The following is an 18,001-nucleotide window of genomic DNA, read 5'->3' on the forward strand; positions in this document are numbered from 1 at the left end:
CTTTACTTTTGAAGATTGACAATGCCTTGAAGCATTTCATGGGCTACTTTTTCGGGGGCAAAAGGTGCTACAATCTGTCGGGAAGCGTCGCCCATACGTGATAATAATGCCGCATTCTGAACAAAATAACGCATTTTGGCTACTAAATCCTGTTTTTGACGCGGGTCGAAGGTAAAGCCGTTCTGCCCCGTACGAACCAAATCTTCCACGCAGCCAGAAGGCGCTGAGACCAATACCGGCAAGCCACAAATCATGGCTTCGTTGACCACCAATCCCCACGGCTCCGAATCGCTGGGTAACACCAACACATCCGCTAAAGCCAAATATTCGGCCACTTCGTACCAAGGAACCCCAGCTTCAAAGCGAATATTTTTTATCTTTTGAGCTTGCTGTTGTAGCATTGATTTTTGGTCTCCTTCCCCCAACAAAACTAAGCCCCAATCGGTGGTTTCGGCACTGATTTCGGCAAATGCTTCCAGCAGCATCGTTAAATTTTTGGGTGGAATCAGCCGACCTACAAAAATGAAATTATAAGTGGCCCAGCCTCTTCGGTGTTTTTGTTTTTCACGTTCGGGAGTTGCTTTTTGATAATGTTCCAAAATCACGTCATTATCGACCACGGCCGCTTTTCGGGTCAGAATTTGGGAAGGCTTTACCCCCAATTTTTCCAAATACGCCGCCGATGATTGTCCGAAACAGAAAAAACCGTTTGCCTGCTTCAACAAAAATTGCTTAAAACGCTCCTTGGCTCCCATCCGCACGTGGTCGCGCACGTTGGACTCATTAGAAATGATGACTTTAATACCCGTCAGTTTAGCATAAAACAGTAAAACCCACTGCGCAGGGTCATACCAGCCCGTCAGATTCAACACATCGGGACGATAACTGCGGATTTTTTTCAACAGTGCTTTGGTTCGCGGCCACAGTTTGACTTTGTCGAGCGACGTATTAAAAAGTACCTCGTAGTTGTAGTCGTACCGAAAGGCTTCGGCATCGCCCATGTTGGCGCGGCTTTTTTCGGAAAGGGCAATTTGAACGACGTGAATTTCAACACCGTACTGCGGAGAAAGTCGGTGTAATTCGCTGAACAATTTGGACTTATAATGTGCCCAAAGCTGGTTATGGACGATGAGTACGCGCATGGCGGGCAAAATAAGCGTCAAGGTATTGTTTCAATAGCGGGTATAAATGTTTGGCCATGTAGGCCTGTCCTTTGGCGTTGTAATGGATACTATCAAAGTCAGGATTTCGAAAAAGGTCGTTGGTCAACGGAAACCCGCTTCGGTGCAATTTCAACTCATCAATCACTGGAATGCGGTTTTTTCGGGCAAACGCCAATATCTCTTCGCCTTGACTATCGTAGCGATTTTGAGCTATTTCGGGCAATTCAGGGTGCAAATAAATACAAAAAGGAATATGCATTACTTTAGCAGTATCGGCCAGATGCTGAAAACCAGGATTGAATACCGTTCCGAATTTATGAATCACATCGTTGGGGGCGTGTTGCGCGGCTGGCGAGAAAAACTCCTTCAAAGGCACTTCTACGTAGTGATACACAAACAACGTATAAATATAACGGTGCCAAAACTCGTACAGCGCCACCGTGTATTGTTTGTCAGGATAATTGGGATTCACCCCTACCAATTTATGATGGCTCATGTTGTCGTAGGCATCGTGGCTACTGGTGACTAGGCACATCACATCGGCGCTAAAAAACCCTTTCTTTTTCAAAAAAGCAAACACATTATCTGGCCCCCAAGACCCTGCCGACACATTCAGTACGCGCACGGGCTGATGATAGTGTTGCGTAAATTGTTTTTCGAGAATGGTCGAGGCCAAATCGTCGTGGTCGGTTGGGTTTCCGCCGTTGATGACCGAATCCCCAACCAGTAAAACAACCGTCGTATCGGTAGGATTGACGGGGTCGCTGCGCATCGAAAACGCATTGGTACGCACTACATTCCTAAAACGAAAACGGTATTGATCAGGGGCAAAAACGTATTCAAAATCGGGGTCCTCTACATACAGCGGAGCATTGCAAAATCCAAACACAAAGCGTAATAATAACTCAGCAGTTGAAAGCAAAACCAGTAATAAAACGAGTATTTTACGCCATTTTTTCATTTCAATTCTTCCTAATTTCAGGCTTTTTCTTCTTCTATCTTGTCTACAAACCTACGAATCAATCGGTAGTCAAAAAAATAAGAGTGCGACAAAATTGTCGTCACTCTCATTTCATTAATGGTTATTATTGAGGAATCCATCTTTTTGGTTCAACTGCCCCCTCCGCAACCTTTCAAAACCAACCCGATAAAATTTGCCACTCTGCTCGCGGGAGCAACCCAAAGGGTACTTTCATCGCCATCCAGCGCATTTATAAAATTTCCACCCCTTCCCAATGGAGTACCCGTCAGTTTTTTACTTCCATGATAAAATTCTATTTCAGCCAGATCTCCATTTCCATTTTCGCCTGACACAAATCGTATTTGGGGATAAACAGCCCCATTATTAATCTTAAACTCCTGCCAAGTACCGTTTCCATTTTGAGAAATCGTATACAAACTATCCCAAGTCACCCCATCAAAAGAACCTTGAATCTGCGCCCCAACCAAGTGGTTTTGACAACAATCATCCCTAAATTTAAGTCGTACTCTATTCACCGCGCAGAGTTCTTCTTCTCCGCACTCCGCCACGCTAAGGGTCGTAACGGCCTGACTGTTACACCCTTCTTTGGTGGCCGTCAGGGTATAGGTGTAGTTCCCTTTTTCTGCTGGTACGTTCACGCTCACAAAATTCCCGCTGCTATTGATTCCCTTGCCGCTCCAGTTGTAGGCCACCCCAGCACAGTTGCCTCCCGTGCAATTTGCCGAGAGCGTAACCTCTGAACCGCAGGTTGGGTTGGGGTTATCTGCATGGATACCCAACGTAAAATTGCAGGTGTTGGGCGAGCACTGCGGCAGTACATCGTCATTCAATACGATATTTTTGGGCTGCGAATACGCCGATAAATTATACCCAGAATTATTAAGGATACTTAGCAATGAGTACGTCGTAGTACTTGTCGCACTGATAGGCGACATAGGAGTAGTTAGTAGCTGTTGAATTTCTGCGCTTTGCGTTGCAGGAGCAAAATCGTTAATTGAGTTGGGGGACCCAATGACCAACGTTACAAATTTAGCCCCGTGTTCGTACGATTGTTTTAGAAAATTAATTTTATCAGTTGTGGTTCCTTGCGGAAACATCTCATTCATAATCCATTTATTGGGAACATTGGTTCGTAACAAATCCATCGAAAACCGGTGATTATAGAACATATCATCATTGACTTTGACCCCATCAAATCGACAATTCAACTTTTGAAAGCCTATTGTTCCTCGATTTTTTGAAGCTCCGTCAAAAACCGACCCCATATCCAACACAAACTTTATATTTGAGTCAACGGCTTTGACCGCGTTTCCCATTTGGTCGATAAATTCTTTCAATTTTAAATGCCTGAATATATACCAACGCCTTCCCGCCTCATCATTTTGGTTGATGGGGGGTTGGGCTGCCGTTCCGTACTGCGCTAAATGCCAGTTACTAAACGCATTTTTCATGTGCGACGAATAGTCAAAAAGAGCCCCATGCGGGTATTCTCCTTCCTGATTTGACGTAATAGAAACGCTTATAAACAACAACTTGCCTTGTTCCTGAAGGTATTTGTAGCGTTGGGTCACTTCCGTCACAAAAGCTTTGGCTTTTTCTACCGATGGCTGATGGGCAAGGCTGAACATTTTATCGTTGTAGCCGTCGGTGTACACATTTCCTGCCGCGTCCCGCATTTCATTTGCTTCTCCTCCCCAGATAAACCCCGACCGGTTTATGCCGTAGGCATTATTGGCACCCAAATGAATTCGTAGCGCAATCTTATCCATTCCTTGTTCGAGTGCCTTGGCAATGACGTTATCTACGGGCCGCCATTCTGACGCAATATTTGGGTTGGAAAGACACTGAAATGAAGGGCATTTGGTGATATCCCACCGTACTGTTATGTACACCGAATTGCACCCTATCGACTTTGCCCCCGGAACCATATCAGCATAGTGTTCATACTGATTATCTTCCTGGATATTAAGGACTAACATGGCCAAGTAACGTTTATTGTCTTGGCTCCATCCTGCAAAACTCAAGGAGAATAAAAAAATCTGCAGGCAAACAAATGTTTTTTTCATGCTTCCAATTCTTTTCAAAAATGAGTAAAAATTCTTACGAAGTCTCAAAGAGGGTAAGCATGTAGTAAAAGTCAAACGACAAGATGGTAATTAAACTAACGATAATAGTGGCACGATGTTATCTGTGAAGGGTTTCTAAAATTTCGTTTTTGCTTTAATAAATCATTTGACAACACCACAACAAAAGTAGCAAAAACGCCTATACAGGATGCTTTACGATAAAATAACCCATTTTTTCAGCCCTTTTGTTAAGCACAAATCAGCATACGTAAACGTAGATTATATCCCTTCATAGATTTTAAATTTTTTAGTTTGCCTCACTAATCTAAACCGATAAGCTGGAAACTGATTTTCTAACGTGGGATTGGTCGGAATTTGTTGATAGGCTTCGTGTACAAACGCGTATATTTTCCCCGCTTTCCCGTCGTATTTTTCGGCCAAAAAACCACATCCTTTGGCAAATTTGAGGTCAATGCTCCCCACCAATTTCCGCGCCTTTACGGCATCTACGTTGAGTGAACCCGAGGTAAAATAGAGGATATTTTCTGGTTTGTCAACGGCATGGATAAACGCCAAATCCTGCTCGTCGGCATGTCTTAATGCAAAACCTGAGCTTCCCGTCGCTGACTCATTGCGGATTTCAACTTTTTTGAGGATAAATGTTGAAAGCCCATAACCACTGTTCAAAATAATTAATGTTCCAAGCACCCATTTAGCCGAAACCTGCGACCGGCGCGATACCCTCAACAACAATGGCAGAAATAAGTAAGCCACTACTTTGGTATGGCGATATTCTACAGAAATTTCAGCGCCTTTGTTGTACAATAACAAAAATATGCCACAATAAACCAGATAAAAACCTAAAAACAGCCAGCGGGCTTCGTCATGTCCGGATTGTTTCATTACCCATATTAACCCCAGAAAACTGACCGCCATCAGGGAATAATACAGGCTGTGCCCCCATTCAGGAAAATCCGTACGGACCAGTAACTGAGGGTATATTTCGGCAATACTGAACCAGTGCGTAAGTGGATAAGTAAGGGTTTCAAACGACGTCCACGAAATATTAAACGGTTGGTTGGTACTCGTGATGGGGCTCGTTCCGAGGTTGATAAATCCCAACTGAGTGATAGCCAGATAAAAAATCATGCACAACCCTACCGCTAAAGCCGTCCAAAAAGCAGGTATAAAAAGTTTTTTTTGCTTTCTAAAATCATTCAGGAAAGCAATGCCTGCACAACCGCACAAGGCAGCTAAGCCGATGGTATAAGCCGTTTTTAAGAAGAAGGAGAGCAACGACAACAGCAACATCCCACCAAAAAGGATAAAAGGTTGGCGGCGATATTTTAAGAAACACCAAATAGTCCAAGGCTGACTTCCAAAAAGGAGCAATTCACCCCCAGTATAATTGAGAAAGTTGATGGTAAATAACCGAGAAGTAGCAATAAAAAATAGCCCAAGCGCAATGGTTGTTGTATCAAATTCTAACCCCTGATATACAAAATACCAACCCATTAGCCCCGCCACCGAAAAAGCCAGCGTTATCCACAAACTTGCCATTCCAGGCGAAATATTCAGCAATTCGCTCAGCGCCCCTGGCACCATATACTGACCAGGGCTCCACCACGTCAAAAACAAGGATTGATTTTGGGCAATATTTACAGGAGACGGTATTAAAAGTGTATTGAATTGGCCCGTACTCAGCATATCATTCCAAACAGCTAAACCAAAACCTGGATCTTCTCCCAACACCAAGGGAACGTAATACCCAGCCATTGTCATCAACAACAATACCCCGATTACCAAAGAACGACGCGTAAGTATTTTCTCAATCAAAGCCATGAAACAATCTTAAACTTAACTTATGCAGGTTGAGGTTGTAAGGTACTTTGGGCTTTTTGTGTTGAATAAACGCCAAAAAAACGGATAAACATTACATACACCAACCACATACTAAGATCTTGTGGACGTGCTCCTGAAAACAGAGCAATAAGAACAATGATTGAAAAATAAGCCAGAAACAAAGACAAATCGTTGGCAGGCCTGAAAAATTGCTGAAGGGCCGTAAAACCCATCACCACAAAGAAACTATTAAACAGAATAAAACCCAATATACCCTGATTTACAAGCGCTTCGATGGCGGGCACATCAAAAAACTGGGCCTTGTAGCCTTCCCCAAATAGGATAGTTCCGAGGGAACCTTCTCCCAGAAAAACCTCGAAAACGTATTTAAAACTGTACACCCTGTTGACCGAAGAGTGGTCAATTGATGCCGTTTTTTGGTCTACTTCAACGCCCGTAACGGTATAAATAACACTACCGAAGCGCGACATAAAAGTGTTAAAATATACCCCAAGCGCATACGACGCAAACTGAAACTGCGAAAGTAAAAATGCAACAATTCCGTACACTACGGCGGCAATAGCCAACACACGCGGCTTAAATATAGAGACCACCATACCACGACCGTGCAACGTAACATAAATAAGAATCATGACACCTAAGCCAATCAAACTCATGTTGGTCCGGGCCAGAATTAAGACTCCAACGGAAAAAATGGCAATCAAGAAATAAAAGATTTTGAAAATCCAGTTTTTGGTACGCCCTGCCACCAACAATGCCGAAAGAATAGAACACAACGCATTATTTGCATAGGCGTGGGGGTTACTATTTTGGGTATTGGCCGCAAATTTAATGGCTGCACGCTCCCCAAACGTCCAGTGAGGGTCTTTGGTCAAACTGTAAAGAAGGCCAATACTGGCTACCAGTGTATAAAAGACCATGACTTTCAGCACAATATTTGCTTTATCATTGGGGTAATACATGGACGCAAAAAGAAACACAACGGGTATGATGTAAGTCAATGTTTCTCGTAGCCTTTCTGGCGAACCCGCTGGACTAGGGTAATATTTCCAATACACCCATCCCAACACCAAAAAGCTAAACCAACAAACAAAAAGCGTTTGGTTAGGCAAAAATACAGTTCGGAAAATATTCAGAGGCATTAGCAATGCCAACCCAACTGCCCAATACAATATAGTAAACGTACTTCCCTGAGGTCCAATACCGAAACCATCCCGAACGATAAAAACAATCGGATATGCGTTCCAAAGCATGTTAATCCCAAGCGCCTGGCGATAGTATTTTAATTCCTCCCACATTGTTCCGTCACTTATTTGAATAATCCATATCTAAAAATGCAGTAAATAGCCCGAAAGCCGTCCTTCCAGTTGATTTTCTTGCCTTCTGCATAGGTTCGGCCATAATACGAAACGCCTACTTCGTAGATTCGTATGTTGGGTATTTTCGAAATTTTGGCGGTTACTTCTGGCTCAAAACCAAACCGTTTCTCGTTCAATTCCAGCCCCTGAATCAAGTCAATTCTGAAAAGCTTGTAGCAGGTTTCCATGTCCGTCAAATTCAAATTGCTGAACATGTTGCTCAAAAACGTCAGGATTTTGTTTCCAATTGAATGCCAGAAAAATAAAATCCGGTGCGCTTTACCACCCATAAAACGTGAACCATATACCACATCGGCGTGGCCATCTACGATGGGTTGTAATAAAATATTAAATTCTTTGGGGTCATATTCTAAGTCAGCATCCTGAATAACGACATAATTGCCCTGTGCCCTGCGAATCCCCGTATGTAAGGCGGCCCCCTTTCCTTGGTTTACTTCATGCTTAAAATAAGAAACCTCCACGCTGGGATTCATTGCCTTAAACGCAAAGATTTGTGCTTCTGTCTCATCTTTTGAGCAATCGTTTACCACGATAATCTCTTTCTCAAAACCACCAATCAACTCCACAGAGGCAACTGCTTTCAAAACGGTTTGAATCGTTTTTTCTTCGTTATAAGCGGGAATTACAATGCTAAGTTTTAAACTCACGATTAATTATTTTAAATATTTCTGCACTGATTTAATAGTGTCTTTTTCTCATTCTCAAGATACAGTCAGTCAACTTTTTAAGAGTGGTAACGTAGTCGTAAATAGTTTAACGCTGGTTTTTCGACCAGATACGTAATCCCCACCGCTAGCACCAAAGCCCCCACCAACGCCACAAGGGCCGCTGGGATAAATTGCCAGTCTAGTTTGTCGCGCAGTAAAGTTACAACTCCATTCATAAAATAATGGTGAATTACATAAAGGCTGTACGAAATTGTTCCCAAAAACCGCGTGATACGGTTATTAATCCACTCCAAACGTTGGCTTACAAACAAAAAGAAACTCCCAAAATAAAGCGTACTAACGGCAATATATTCGGGCCAGCTTAAAAACAAATTGCTCCGACCCGCTTTTTCAAATAAGAATAGCGTAAGGAAATAAGCCAGAACAATGCCCCCAACGCGCTGCAATTGGTAACCTTCCGTATAAATTTTATAATAAAGAATACCCGCCCAAAAAAGTTGAAAATGATTAATCAACGGAAAGCCTTCACGAATAGACGTATACAAAGAAGGATACGAAACACTGACCCACCCATGAACAATCGCCTGAATAACGACCAACGCAAATCCGTACCACTCAAGGTTTTTAACTTTATTGAACAAAAATGCCAACAGCATTAATCCATAAAAAAGCATCTCAACAATCAGCGTCCAGTAAGATTCGTCCAAATCTCTCACTCCAAAATAATGCTGAAACATGGTCATATTGGCCAAGTAATCACCCCAAGAGATGTCACTGTAGCCCCAATATTTTCCGATGAGCATCCAACCAGCAGTCAATGTAACGGCGACCCAATACACTGGATACAGTCTCGAAAAACGGGCAAATACAAAATCTACGGCCCGGGTGGTTTTATTGAGCGTCATGTAAATCACAAAACCGCTGATAATAAAAAATAAATCAACTCCAGTCACACCCCATGAAAAATGGACTGGAGCTTCGGCCTGATGTAACGTAAGATGGAAAAGAACGACCGCCAACGCTGCAATGCCCCTAAATGTATCTAATGTAGCTAACCGCTGTTTTTTATTAGACATAATTGATTACAGGTACAATTCACTTTGCGTTACAAAGTTGATTTTTTTACTTTGTATTTCAAAGTGAAATTTAATTTTCTCAAAAAACTACTCTTTCGAAAACAGCAACTTTTGACAAAATACCTCCGAACGGTAGTCCTGAAGGTATTTATTTCCATCAATTACGGGATTCTTTTGTGATAAATAAGTACTCATGGCATCGGCAATGGCTTCAGCCCGGTGAGGAGCCACCGTTATACCCAGTTGATATTGGCTGACCAATACCCCCATTACCCCAAGTTTAGAGGCAATCAGCGGCTTACTGTACTTAGCCGCCAAGCCCAGAATATTGCTGGAACTGAAAAAATTGATGTAAGGGACCAAGACAATATCCGCAATTTTAAAGACTTCATTGGTAGCAGCAGGGGCAAAAAAGTGAAAATGCTTGATAAACAACACCTCTGGGTATTTTTTTTCGGCCTCATTAATAGCCGCAAAAAGCGTAGTATCGTAGCCTTTTTCGGGCTCTCCACAAATCAAAATACTCAGTTGGCTGCGCTCTTGGTGAGTCAATCGCTGCAACGCCGCCAGAATGGTAGGAACGTTTTTGCGGGCTGATAAATGTCCATATATCAAGAAAATTCGGCGGCCCTCCGCTACGCCGTACTTTCTTTTTAAGTCTACTACCGATGTAGTGGTAACTTGCGCCACGTCAATTGGGTCTGGCAAATGCTCAAATCGCGGGCCAAAACGCACATTGTACTCTTCTACGCCCTGTTTATCGTTCAGAAAGAAAATGCGTTCTAGCTGTGGATTGCGCAGCATCCATCGCATTTGCCATCCTTTCCGCCATCCTCGCCATTCGCGGCGCAATTTGTCGGTCAGGGTTGAGTCGTCTTCATAATATTTACGGAAAGGTAAAAATAAAAGCCCCGAAAACTTCACGCCCAAATTACTTATCGAAGTCCTTCCCAGCTCATATTGAAAGGCGTCAATGTGCATAAAAATCAGCCGCTCAACCTTATATTTATGAATCAAATCGGTCAGGTAGCGCATTTCGGCCGCCGCCCGTCGCAATACACTGGTCAGGGCTAAAAAAGAGGCTAATTGCTCTGAATCTATGTAATGAAACTGCACTAGCAATTCATCCGCACGGAATCGGTCACGAGCCCCTTCGTGCAATACGAACACAAACTGGCTCCGAACTTCTTCAGGCATTTTTTTTAAATATTCTACCAAAAACTGCAAGTAATCTAAATGATGCCCGCTGATGTCTCGGTCGTAAATAAGGGTGCGTACTGGGAGTTGCATCATGCGTTTACCAATTCTTTGTATACTTCTAGCGTTTGTTTAGCCGTTGTTTCTGCCTTAAAAAGCGGCACTCGTTCATAGCCACGTTGGCGCATTTGCCCTTGAAGCGTTTGACTATAAACCACCTTTTCGATGGCGTCTTTGATAGAATCTTTATTTTCAGCTTCAAAATAAACGCCTGCTTCGTCCGCAATTTCATCAAAAGAAGTTCCCGCAGTCACTGCCACTGGACAGCCACAACTCATAGCTTCCAAAACGGGTAAACCGAAACCTTCCATCAACGACGGAAACACAAATAACTGCGCTCGCTCGTACAACTGAACCAACGTAGTATCATCAAAAATGGGGTGATAAAGTACTTGCTTCTCCACTCCCGCTTCGTTTATTGAGCGAATTTCTTCATTTGAAAATTTTCCACCACCCGCACAAACCAGATGCAAATCTTTGTCTTTGAGCAGAATAGGCGCCATAGCGGCCAGAAAAGTATCGAAGTTTTTGTAATAATCTCGTTTACCAACAAACAAAACGTAACGCTCAGGCAGCGTCAGCGTTTTCTGTCCGATAAGCGCGGGTTTATCAAGGTAATTACCCAAAGGAACCACTTTTATTTTGGTTTCGTCAACGTCAAAATATTCCAAAATACCCCGTTTGGTAGCTTCTGAAACCGAAATAACGATGTCGGCACGTTTAAGCAACTGTTGTTTCAAATCCGAAAGGCCTTCGCCCAATACTGGAAACATTTTTCCGTATTTTTCACTCAATACATCATGAAAAGTCAGCACCATTGGCTTTTTTCCTACCTTATCCAAAAAGTAAGAATGATAGTAAGTAGGATGAAAAATATCGAAATTTCCCAGGCTCAGCTTGGTAGAACTATAGAGGCGATTGAGCCGTGAAAATAATTGATTGGCGCGGGGATTATTGGCAAATTGCTGATAACGAACAGGATGTGAGTAGTTTACATCCCGAAGATATTCATTATTTGAAAATTTTAATGCTAGTTCAAATTCAATGTCCGGGCATCCCGCAAAAGCATTCATCAGCTCATAAAAATACCGTGAAATACCGCCATACTGGGTGCCGGTAAAGGTCTGGTGGTCATAAAGAACTTTCATGCAGCACTCATTAAAGATAATAAATAGGCCGCTATTTGCGGTTATTTCCCGCAAAAGTACAAAAAAACTCTATCTGAATGGTTATTTACTTATTTTATGGTAAATCGGAAAATAAGTAATCGTATCCACAATTGTTCTCAGAGTATCCTTTAACCCTTTTCTGAAGGCAGAATCTGGAGAATGAAGTGATTTTCGTAATGAAAATACGGGCGGTATAACAGCTGTATATTGCTTAAGCCTTTCTTTATACCTGCTCAACAACTTAGTCGCCCCCGAGTCTTTTATCATTTTTTTTACCTCTGTTCCTTCTTCCAGACATTCTTTAAAATTGAAAAACACCAAGGGTTCACTTAGATTAACAACCCATTTATTGTCTTTGAAAGTGAGCACGCGTTCGTGTAAATTTTGCAAACCCACATTCCAACCGATATTCTTATAAATGCAACTATTCTCGAAAAGAATGGGGACGTAATTCAACCAAAGTTGGTCATGATTCATGCCGTTGCATAGGTCCAGATAGGCTCTGTCGGTGAGTCGCTGCTGCCACCACTCCAAAAAACGAAACGTATTTTGGCTTTTACGTACGGCAAAAAAACCGTTGTCGTACATTCCAGTATTGAGAAACATTTTCTCATCTCCGTAGGTCGATTTCCCAAACTTGCGGGTCAGCCGGGGCGTCAGAACAATATCATAAGTGGTTGATTTCTGGAGAATATCGTCAAAATCACCGAAAGTGAACGTGGTTGGGTCAAAATAAATGACGTTTTCAATGCCGTTTTGTTGCAAAAAATAACTCGCAAAAAAAGGCTTTGCCGCGGCCACAAGCGCGGGTTTATCGTACCGTTGCTGCATTTCAGGAATCACCTCAAACGGTAATTCTCGAAATTGAACCACATCCAACTCACCCGCCGCCACCTCTCCTACCATCCCCACCTTAAACGTCAATTCCTTCGGAAGGCTATCGGCCAACGCCTGCGCAAAGGGGTAATGTTCTGCCGTACAAACGGTAAATATTAAAGTCTTGCCAGCCATTTTTCAAACGGTTTTTTCAATAATGCCCTTATGCGTTGGTACTTGTACAGCGGCTCGGACTTGATGTAATAGCACGGAAACTGCCGATAATACGCATTATGATTACGTAATAATTCGTCGCGATAATAGTCAAACAACGGGTTTAAATCGGGTCGTTTTTCAAAGGTAAATCGGTTTTGGTATTTGGAAATAACGGACGGCTTAGCTGGGTCGTAGCCGCTGTAATGAAAAAATACGACTGGCTGTCCGTTTACAAAGTGTCCTTTATCTTCGTTTGTAAATGTACGTTCGTGGAGATTCCAGTAGGCTGCATTCCAACCAGGGTGCTTTTCTACGTGCACATTGTTCCAAAACACGGGCGCAAAGTTGACCCAATGTTGGTCCACAAAAAGGCCGTTACAGAGGTCTATTTTGCACTCGTCAAATAGTTTCTCTTCCCACCACTTCACAAAATCCAAGGCTTCGGGACTTTTATGAAGGGCTATAAACCCAAGATTATAAACACCCGTGTTGAGGTGATGTAACTCATTGGGCGTGAGTTGGTCTTCGATAGGCGTAGCCAAATGAGGCGTTAAGACAAAGTCATTTTTTTCGAGCAATGCTTCCAACTCAGCGAGCGGCTGATAAACGATAATATCAGGGTCAAAATAAATGACGTTTTTCACCTGAGGAACTTTACCGAAAAAATACCTAAAAAAATAGGGTTTAACGGCCGTATTTAGCTCTGTAATATTATAGTGCTTACACATTTCATCCAGCCCGTCGATGCCAATACGGTGCAGTTCGAGCAGTTCAAACTCAGGGAGTTTATCTGCCGGAACATTGGCCGTATCCAAACGGTCTACCAGCCCAATAACAAAGCGAATATGCGGATTGGTACGCTTTAAAGAATCTCCAAGCGTACGGGCTTGGGCAAGATAATTGATAGAGCAAAGCGTAAAAGCTAAAGTCATTCTTCCTGTGATATACGTTACGGTTCCTGTTCGTCTTTCGGCCCCGTCATGAGAGACGGCCGAAGGGTAGAGCTAATAGTTATACAATTGAACCGATGGTTTCTTTAATTTGACCAATACCAATGAACCCGTTCGATAAATGGCCTCGATTTGTGTTTTGGGCAGGTACCTGTCAATAAATTTTTCATTGTCACTCAATACATAATCGTACGCAAATATCTGACGCGCATTGGGCAATGCCAAATAATCTTTTTCAAAAACAATGTATCTCATTTGCCAATCTTCTGACATCCGAGGCCGAAGGATGCTCCAGTAGCGGTAAAATCCTACGCTTTGTTCCAACAACATTCCTACCCCTTTTGAGCTTGGCTCAATGCGTTTGGCAAGCTCCTTAAAATCGTAATAGGTATTGGGATAATCATGGTCGCAGATAAAAAAGTAATGCGCCCGTTCGTATTTAAAAATATGCTCACTTTCCAGCTTATAATAATCCAACGCGTTCAGTTTTGTCACAATTTGTTGCCTTTGTCCATAGGGCAAATCCTGCTTTAAAGGATAACAAGGCTCAGGTTTTGCGAAATCATAGTAGCTTCCCAGTGCTTCCTGGTACTGATTTTCATTGGCACCAACTGGCACGCAGAGGTGGCGCGGGATGTATCCCAACCAATATTTTGACGCATATCTAATTGGGAAAAGAGGCTTATTAAAGTTGTCAACAATATAGGGTATTGCGGTCAAAACGAAGAAATAGCCCACAAGAATCCGCCCTCTAGCGGGCCAATTGGCCACTAAAAGCCCAACCAGTAAGGTTCCCTGCGCAAATACTGGCATGTGGGTTCTTGAGCTCCAAAATTGAAATTTAGCCGAACTGCAAAAAATAACAAAACCAACCACCGCACAAACCAATATCCCCTTAAATACACCCTGTTTTTTCTGAAAAAGTAGCCAAACTGCGGCGATACAAATGGCAATCAATAGTAAAAGATTTCCCGACATATCTTCCTGAATCACAAATTGCGTCCGGTAGTTATCCAGCGACAATTGTGGATTGTTGATATCCTCTCCAATCAGGGCATGAAATTTCGCCATCACGGCATCTATTTTGGCATTGTAACCCGCGCTGGGAAGGCCTAAATGCAACCCAATATTTTTGGCGACATTGCTCAATGTGCAGGTGAAGCAGTATTTCTCAACGGCAATGTTTTCAACAAACAAAGAACTACCAATCTTTGGGCTTAAGATTGACCCAAACAAGCCGTAATTCCGACTAAAAAAAGGGCCGAAAACCAATAATAACGTTGCTAATGCAATCCCAAACGTTGAGACAGCGGTTTTGAGTCCTTTTTTTCGAAGTACTTGAACCCCAATCCAAAGGCAGTACGGAAACGCATAAAAGAAAACAGGATATTTAGTAAACCCGCCCAACGCCAAACAGACACTCATCCACCAAACATCCTCCCACCTGAATTCTTGCAGCAGTTTTATCCCAAAATACATGAAACAAGTAAAGAAGAACACCGCTACGTAATCATTTTGGGTCGTAGAAGCCTCTAAAATTCCGATGGGTAAGGTAAGCTGTAAAATACTGACCAAGACTTGTACGCCAGGTTTAAGCCCCAATTGTTTGGCAATTGCCCCCACACTAGCGACCGTACCAAGCATAGCCCCCCATTGTACCACATTGACAAAATAATCGTGACCGCTCAGCGCCAAAACATGAAGCAGCAAATATTCCGACATAACATTGTGATACAACTGCTGAACATGAATCGTAGGGAAGTGATTTACATTGTGGTTTTGTAACCAATACACCACCCGCGTAAGATGATAATTGTTGGAGTCCACATTGTTGGGCGGCGCATAAATGGCCAAAAACAACAACGGCAGAACAATAAGCACACCGCACAAAATCAACATAATCTGCTCACTGACAGAAAGTTGACCAAACGTCCGTCCCCCTACTATATCATGCGGTCGGTTTCTCCAAAATAGATAAAGTCCCACGCCCAGCGTCACTAGCCAAAACAAGTACAGGAAAAAGGGCGTCAGTACATTGAACACAGAAAGCAGCTCGGTCGAAACATAGACCAAGGCTCCTACACTCACCAAAAACTTGATAAACATTACTCGCATAGGCCTTGAATGATATGCACCACTTTTTCTACGCTTTCGTCGGTAGGGTGCCGTTCTAGGACTTTGCGTTTGGCATTTTGTCCCATTTTTAAGCGCAAGGCATCATTTTCAACCAGTTCGATGATTCGATTGCTCATTGCGACACTGTCTAGATACGAAACTACAAAACCCGCATCCTCTTCGACCAACTCGGGCGCGCCACCTGCTTTTTCAAAACACACAATCGGTTTTTCGGCCAAAGCAGCCTCCAAGACCACCAACGGATATGGGTCTTCGCGAGAGGTAAGCGCAAAAACGTCAAATTGGCTTAAATAATGGAACACCTCCGAGGTCAGTCCTACGTGGATAATACGTTCTGAAAGCCCCATTCTTTCGGCGTCGAAACGTTGCACTTCGTAGAGTTCAGAATCAACGGGCATTCCCACCCACACAAAATAAACGGGTTTGTTACCAAAATGCGTGATGACCTGCTGCGCCACCATCATAAAAATATCATTGCCTTTACGCCACTCAGCATGGCCACAGCCGCCAACCAAAACAGCCTCGGCTGGCAATCCCATTTTTTGACGGATATTTACTTTTTTTGCTTCTACAATATTCTTAAGAATCAGTGGGGTATCTATAATTTGAAACGTACTGATTTGATTTTCAGGATACAAATATGTTTTCTGAAAATAAGCCGCCACCGCTCGCGAAACCACAATCAGATGATTGGTACGGCTCATGAGATAAGCCATGTCCTGTGGGTCGCTGTATTTTTTGATTGACATTTCCAGCTCATGCGCAAAGAGGACAGTGGGCGCCGAAATAAAATCCAACTGCCGATACGCCGCTGCCGCGCCGATGGTATTGGCAAAAACAAGCCCAAAATCTTGCGCCATAAACAGCTCTTTAAAGCGCCGCCAGCGGCGTTTCAACACTTTCTGTTTTACCCAATTATCCAACGACAGCAAAGAAAGGAGTTTTTCCACCAAAGGGTTGAAATGAACATCCCCCAATCGAGGTAAACGGGTAGTGGAAACCAACGACCTAAATTCCTCTTCCAACGGCCCGTCGCTGCAAAGAAGCAGGTGCATAGGCAAATTATGCTGTTTGAGTTGCCGCAACAACTGTAACAATACAATCTGTCCGCCAGCACGATTGGCATCGTGGCTTATGAAGAGGATTTTTTTCATTAAAATTTCGTCAACAGTTTTTGCCAATTATCCAATTGACGATTTACATCAAACGTTAATGCTCGTTCGCGAAGCACATTTTTATCAATAACAATGGACCCGTTCATGATTTTTTGCATGATGTCGGCCAGTTTGGGAATATCAAACGCGGGAGCTACCTCGCCCATTCCGGGCTGTACAAACTCACTGATTCCGCCCGAATTAAAGCCTACCACTGGTTTTTGTAAATAAGCCGATTCAATCATCACCAACGGGAAAGGGTCCTCGCGAGAGGTGAGCACAAAACCGTCACAGATGTTGAGATAATCATAATAGTCTTGTCCACCTTTGGCCCCTAAAGCAATAAAATTGAGACCTTCCCTTTTTACCCGTTCTTCCAAATAATACGAAACCCCGTACTCGCTGCCACTTCCCAGCCACACCAGATACGCATTTTTGGGGAGGTGTTGTAGCAAATCGGGCACCATATCGTAGCCCTTACGCATACACATCGTACCCGACATCAACCACACGAAAGCATCTGCTGGCAATCCTAGTTCCTGTCGTAAACGAGCCCGGTCTTTTTGAAGATTTATTTTTTGGGTATCAATAAATGAGTGCAAAAGATGGAGATTGGGAGCGCCCATTTTTTGAAGTTGGTCCACCACAATTTGTGAGCATCCGAGCGTAGTTTGCGCATAGGTAAGCATTTCTGCAAAAGAATCGGCCCGGAGCGTGTCAAATGTTTCTAGCAATTCATGCACGTGTACCACATAGGGCACCTTCCATTTACGCGCCAACCGCGCAAACTGCGGCATCGTAATTGTATTGAAATACCATACATCTGGCTTAAACTCTTGGTGAATTCGCTTGATATAACTCTCTTCTGGCGTCAATCCAAACACCCGATGATAGACCGCCTCTACCGAATAATAAGGTAAACCACGGTGGAATTTATGAATATAGGTAGCGTCGGCTGGGGAGTTCTTGGCAAACAGCTCTCCCGCCTGACGCGTATAAACTGCTGTTTTTATATCGCTTCCTGCCAGATGCTTAATCAGATACCAAAGTACCATCTCCGAACCTGTCCGCGCGCCGGTAGGGGTAAAAAATAAAATTTTCATGCG

General features: G+C 43.2%; 14 protein-coding genes. All 14 read right to left on the bottom strand.

Going from position 1 to position 18,001, the window contains the following annotated elements; genetic code table 11:
* Positions 1 to 2 precede the first annotated feature (2 nt).
* The 14 genes from NCI00_RS15125 to NCI00_RS15190 all read right to left on the bottom strand — a co-directional run bounded on the left by NCI00_RS15125 (position 3) and on the right by NCI00_RS15190 (position 17,998).
* Positions 3 to 1,163 (bottom strand): glycosyltransferase family 4 protein, encoded by a 1,161-nt coding sequence (locus NCI00_RS15125; protein WP_253528879.1) that lies wholly within the window; start codon positions 1,161 to 1,163, stop codon positions 3 to 5.
* Positions 1,120 to 2,124 (bottom strand): SGNH/GDSL hydrolase family protein, encoded by a 1,005-nt coding sequence (locus NCI00_RS15130; RefSeq protein ID WP_253528880.1) that lies wholly within the window; start codon positions 2,122 to 2,124, stop codon positions 1,120 to 1,122. Before NCI00_RS15130 ends, NCI00_RS15125 begins: the two co-directional genes overlap by 44 nt.
* 149 nt (positions 2,125 to 2,273) lie before the next feature.
* Complete coding sequence (locus NCI00_RS15135) at positions 2,274 to 4,124, bottom strand: immunoglobulin domain-containing protein (RefSeq protein WP_253528882.1); 1,851 nt, start codon at positions 4,122 to 4,124, stop codon at positions 2,274 to 2,276.
* 366 nt (positions 4,125 to 4,490) lie between these two features.
* Positions 4,491 to 6,053: a hypothetical protein gene (locus NCI00_RS15140; protein WP_253528883.1), complete on the bottom strand. Its 1,563-nt coding sequence runs from the start codon at positions 6,051 to 6,053 to the stop codon at positions 4,491 to 4,493.
* A gap of 20 nt (positions 6,054 to 6,073) precedes the next feature.
* A complete protein-coding gene (locus NCI00_RS15145; RefSeq protein ID WP_253528886.1) occupies positions 6,074 to 7,372 on the bottom strand; it encodes a hypothetical protein in 1,299 nt (432 codons plus the stop codon).
* Positions 7,373 to 7,383: 11 nt separating this feature from the next.
* The gene (locus NCI00_RS15150) at positions 7,384 to 8,100 is read right to left on the bottom strand and encodes a glycosyltransferase family 2 protein (RefSeq protein ID WP_114462437.1); all 717 of its coding nucleotides are present in this window, start codon (positions 8,098 to 8,100) and stop codon (positions 7,384 to 7,386) included.
* A 77-nt stretch (positions 8,101 to 8,177) separates the two neighbouring features.
* Complete coding sequence (locus NCI00_RS15155) at positions 8,178 to 9,197, bottom strand: acyltransferase family protein (protein ID WP_253528887.1); 1,020 nt, start codon at positions 9,195 to 9,197, stop codon at positions 8,178 to 8,180.
* 87 nt (positions 9,198 to 9,284) lie between these two features.
* Positions 9,285 to 10,490: a glycosyltransferase gene (locus tag NCI00_RS15160; protein ID WP_253528888.1), complete on the bottom strand. Its 1,206-nt coding sequence runs from the start codon at positions 10,488 to 10,490 to the stop codon at positions 9,285 to 9,287.
* Positions 10,487 to 11,602: a glycosyltransferase family 4 protein gene (locus tag NCI00_RS15165; RefSeq protein WP_253528889.1), complete on the bottom strand. Its 1,116-nt coding sequence runs from the start codon at positions 11,600 to 11,602 to the stop codon at positions 10,487 to 10,489. Before NCI00_RS15165 ends, NCI00_RS15160 begins: the two co-directional genes overlap by 4 nt.
* A gap of 81 nt (positions 11,603 to 11,683) precedes the next feature.
* Positions 11,684 to 12,634, bottom strand: a complete 951-nt coding sequence (locus NCI00_RS15170; RefSeq protein WP_253528890.1) for a hypothetical protein — start codon at positions 12,632 to 12,634, stop codon at positions 11,684 to 11,686.
* Positions 12,616 to 13,587 (bottom strand): glycosyltransferase family protein, encoded by a 972-nt coding sequence (locus NCI00_RS15175; RefSeq protein WP_253528891.1) that lies wholly within the window; start codon positions 13,585 to 13,587, stop codon positions 12,616 to 12,618. The genes NCI00_RS15170 and NCI00_RS15175 overlap by 19 nt, the downstream gene beginning before the upstream one ends.
* A gap of 72 nt (positions 13,588 to 13,659) precedes the next feature.
* On the bottom strand, positions 13,660 to 15,711 hold the full coding sequence (locus tag NCI00_RS15180) for an ArnT family glycosyltransferase (RefSeq protein ID WP_253528892.1): 2,052 nt from the start codon (positions 15,709 to 15,711) through the stop codon (positions 13,660 to 13,662).
* Entirely contained in the window at positions 15,711 to 16,895 is a 1,185-nt protein-coding gene (locus tag NCI00_RS15185) for a glycosyltransferase family 4 protein (RefSeq protein WP_253528894.1), read from the bottom strand. Before NCI00_RS15185 ends, NCI00_RS15180 begins: the two co-directional genes overlap by 1 nt.
* Entirely contained in the window at positions 16,895 to 17,998 is a 1,104-nt protein-coding gene (locus NCI00_RS15190; protein ID WP_253528897.1) for a glycosyltransferase, read from the bottom strand. The genes NCI00_RS15185 and NCI00_RS15190 overlap by 1 nt, the downstream gene beginning before the upstream one ends.
* Positions 17,999 to 18,001 lie beyond the last annotated feature (3 nt).

The sequence above is a fragment of the Runella salmonicolor genome (assembly GCF_024158025.1).
Taxonomy (GTDB): domain Bacteria; phylum Bacteroidota; class Bacteroidia; order Cytophagales; family Spirosomataceae; genus Runella; species Runella salmonicolor.

Excerpts from the sequence above, each read along its gene's own strand:
- NCI00_RS15130 (WP_253528880.1), bottom strand. The coding sequence starts at position 2,124 with ATGAAAAAATGGCGTAAAATACTCGTTTTATTACTGGTTTTGCTTTCA.
- NCI00_RS15135 (WP_253528882.1), bottom strand. The coding sequence starts at position 4,124 with ATGTTAGTCCTTAATATCCAGGAAGATAATCAGTATGAACACTATGCT.
- NCI00_RS15140 (WP_253528883.1), bottom strand. The coding sequence starts at position 6,053 with ATGGCTTTGATTGAGAAAATACTTACGCGTCGTTCTTTGGTAATCGGG.
- NCI00_RS15145 (WP_253528886.1), bottom strand. The coding sequence starts at position 7,372 with ATGTGGGAGGAATTAAAATACTATCGCCAGGCGCTTGGGATTAACATG.
- NCI00_RS15155 (WP_253528887.1), bottom strand. The coding sequence starts at position 9,197 with ATGTCTAATAAAAAACAGCGGTTAGCTACATTAGATACATTTAGGGGC.
- NCI00_RS15160 (WP_253528888.1), bottom strand. The coding sequence starts at position 10,490 with ATGATGCAACTCCCAGTACGCACCCTTATTTACGACCGAGACATCAGC.
- NCI00_RS15165 (WP_253528889.1), bottom strand. The coding sequence starts at position 11,602 with ATGAAAGTTCTTTATGACCACCAGACCTTTACCGGCACCCAGTATGGC.
- NCI00_RS15170 (WP_253528890.1), bottom strand. The coding sequence starts at position 12,634 with ATGGCTGGCAAGACTTTAATATTTACCGTTTGTACGGCAGAACATTAC.
- NCI00_RS15175 (WP_253528891.1), bottom strand. The coding sequence starts at position 13,587 with ATGACTTTAGCTTTTACGCTTTGCTCTATCAATTATCTTGCCCAAGCC.
- NCI00_RS15180 (WP_253528892.1), bottom strand. The coding sequence starts at position 15,711 with ATGTTTATCAAGTTTTTGGTGAGTGTAGGAGCCTTGGTCTATGTTTCG.
- NCI00_RS15185 (WP_253528894.1), bottom strand. The coding sequence starts at position 16,895 with ATGAAAAAAATCCTCTTCATAAGCCACGATGCCAATCGTGCTGGCGGA.
- NCI00_RS15190 (WP_253528897.1), bottom strand. The coding sequence starts at position 17,998 with ATGAAAATTTTATTTTTTACCCCTACCGGCGCGCGGACAGGTTCGGAG.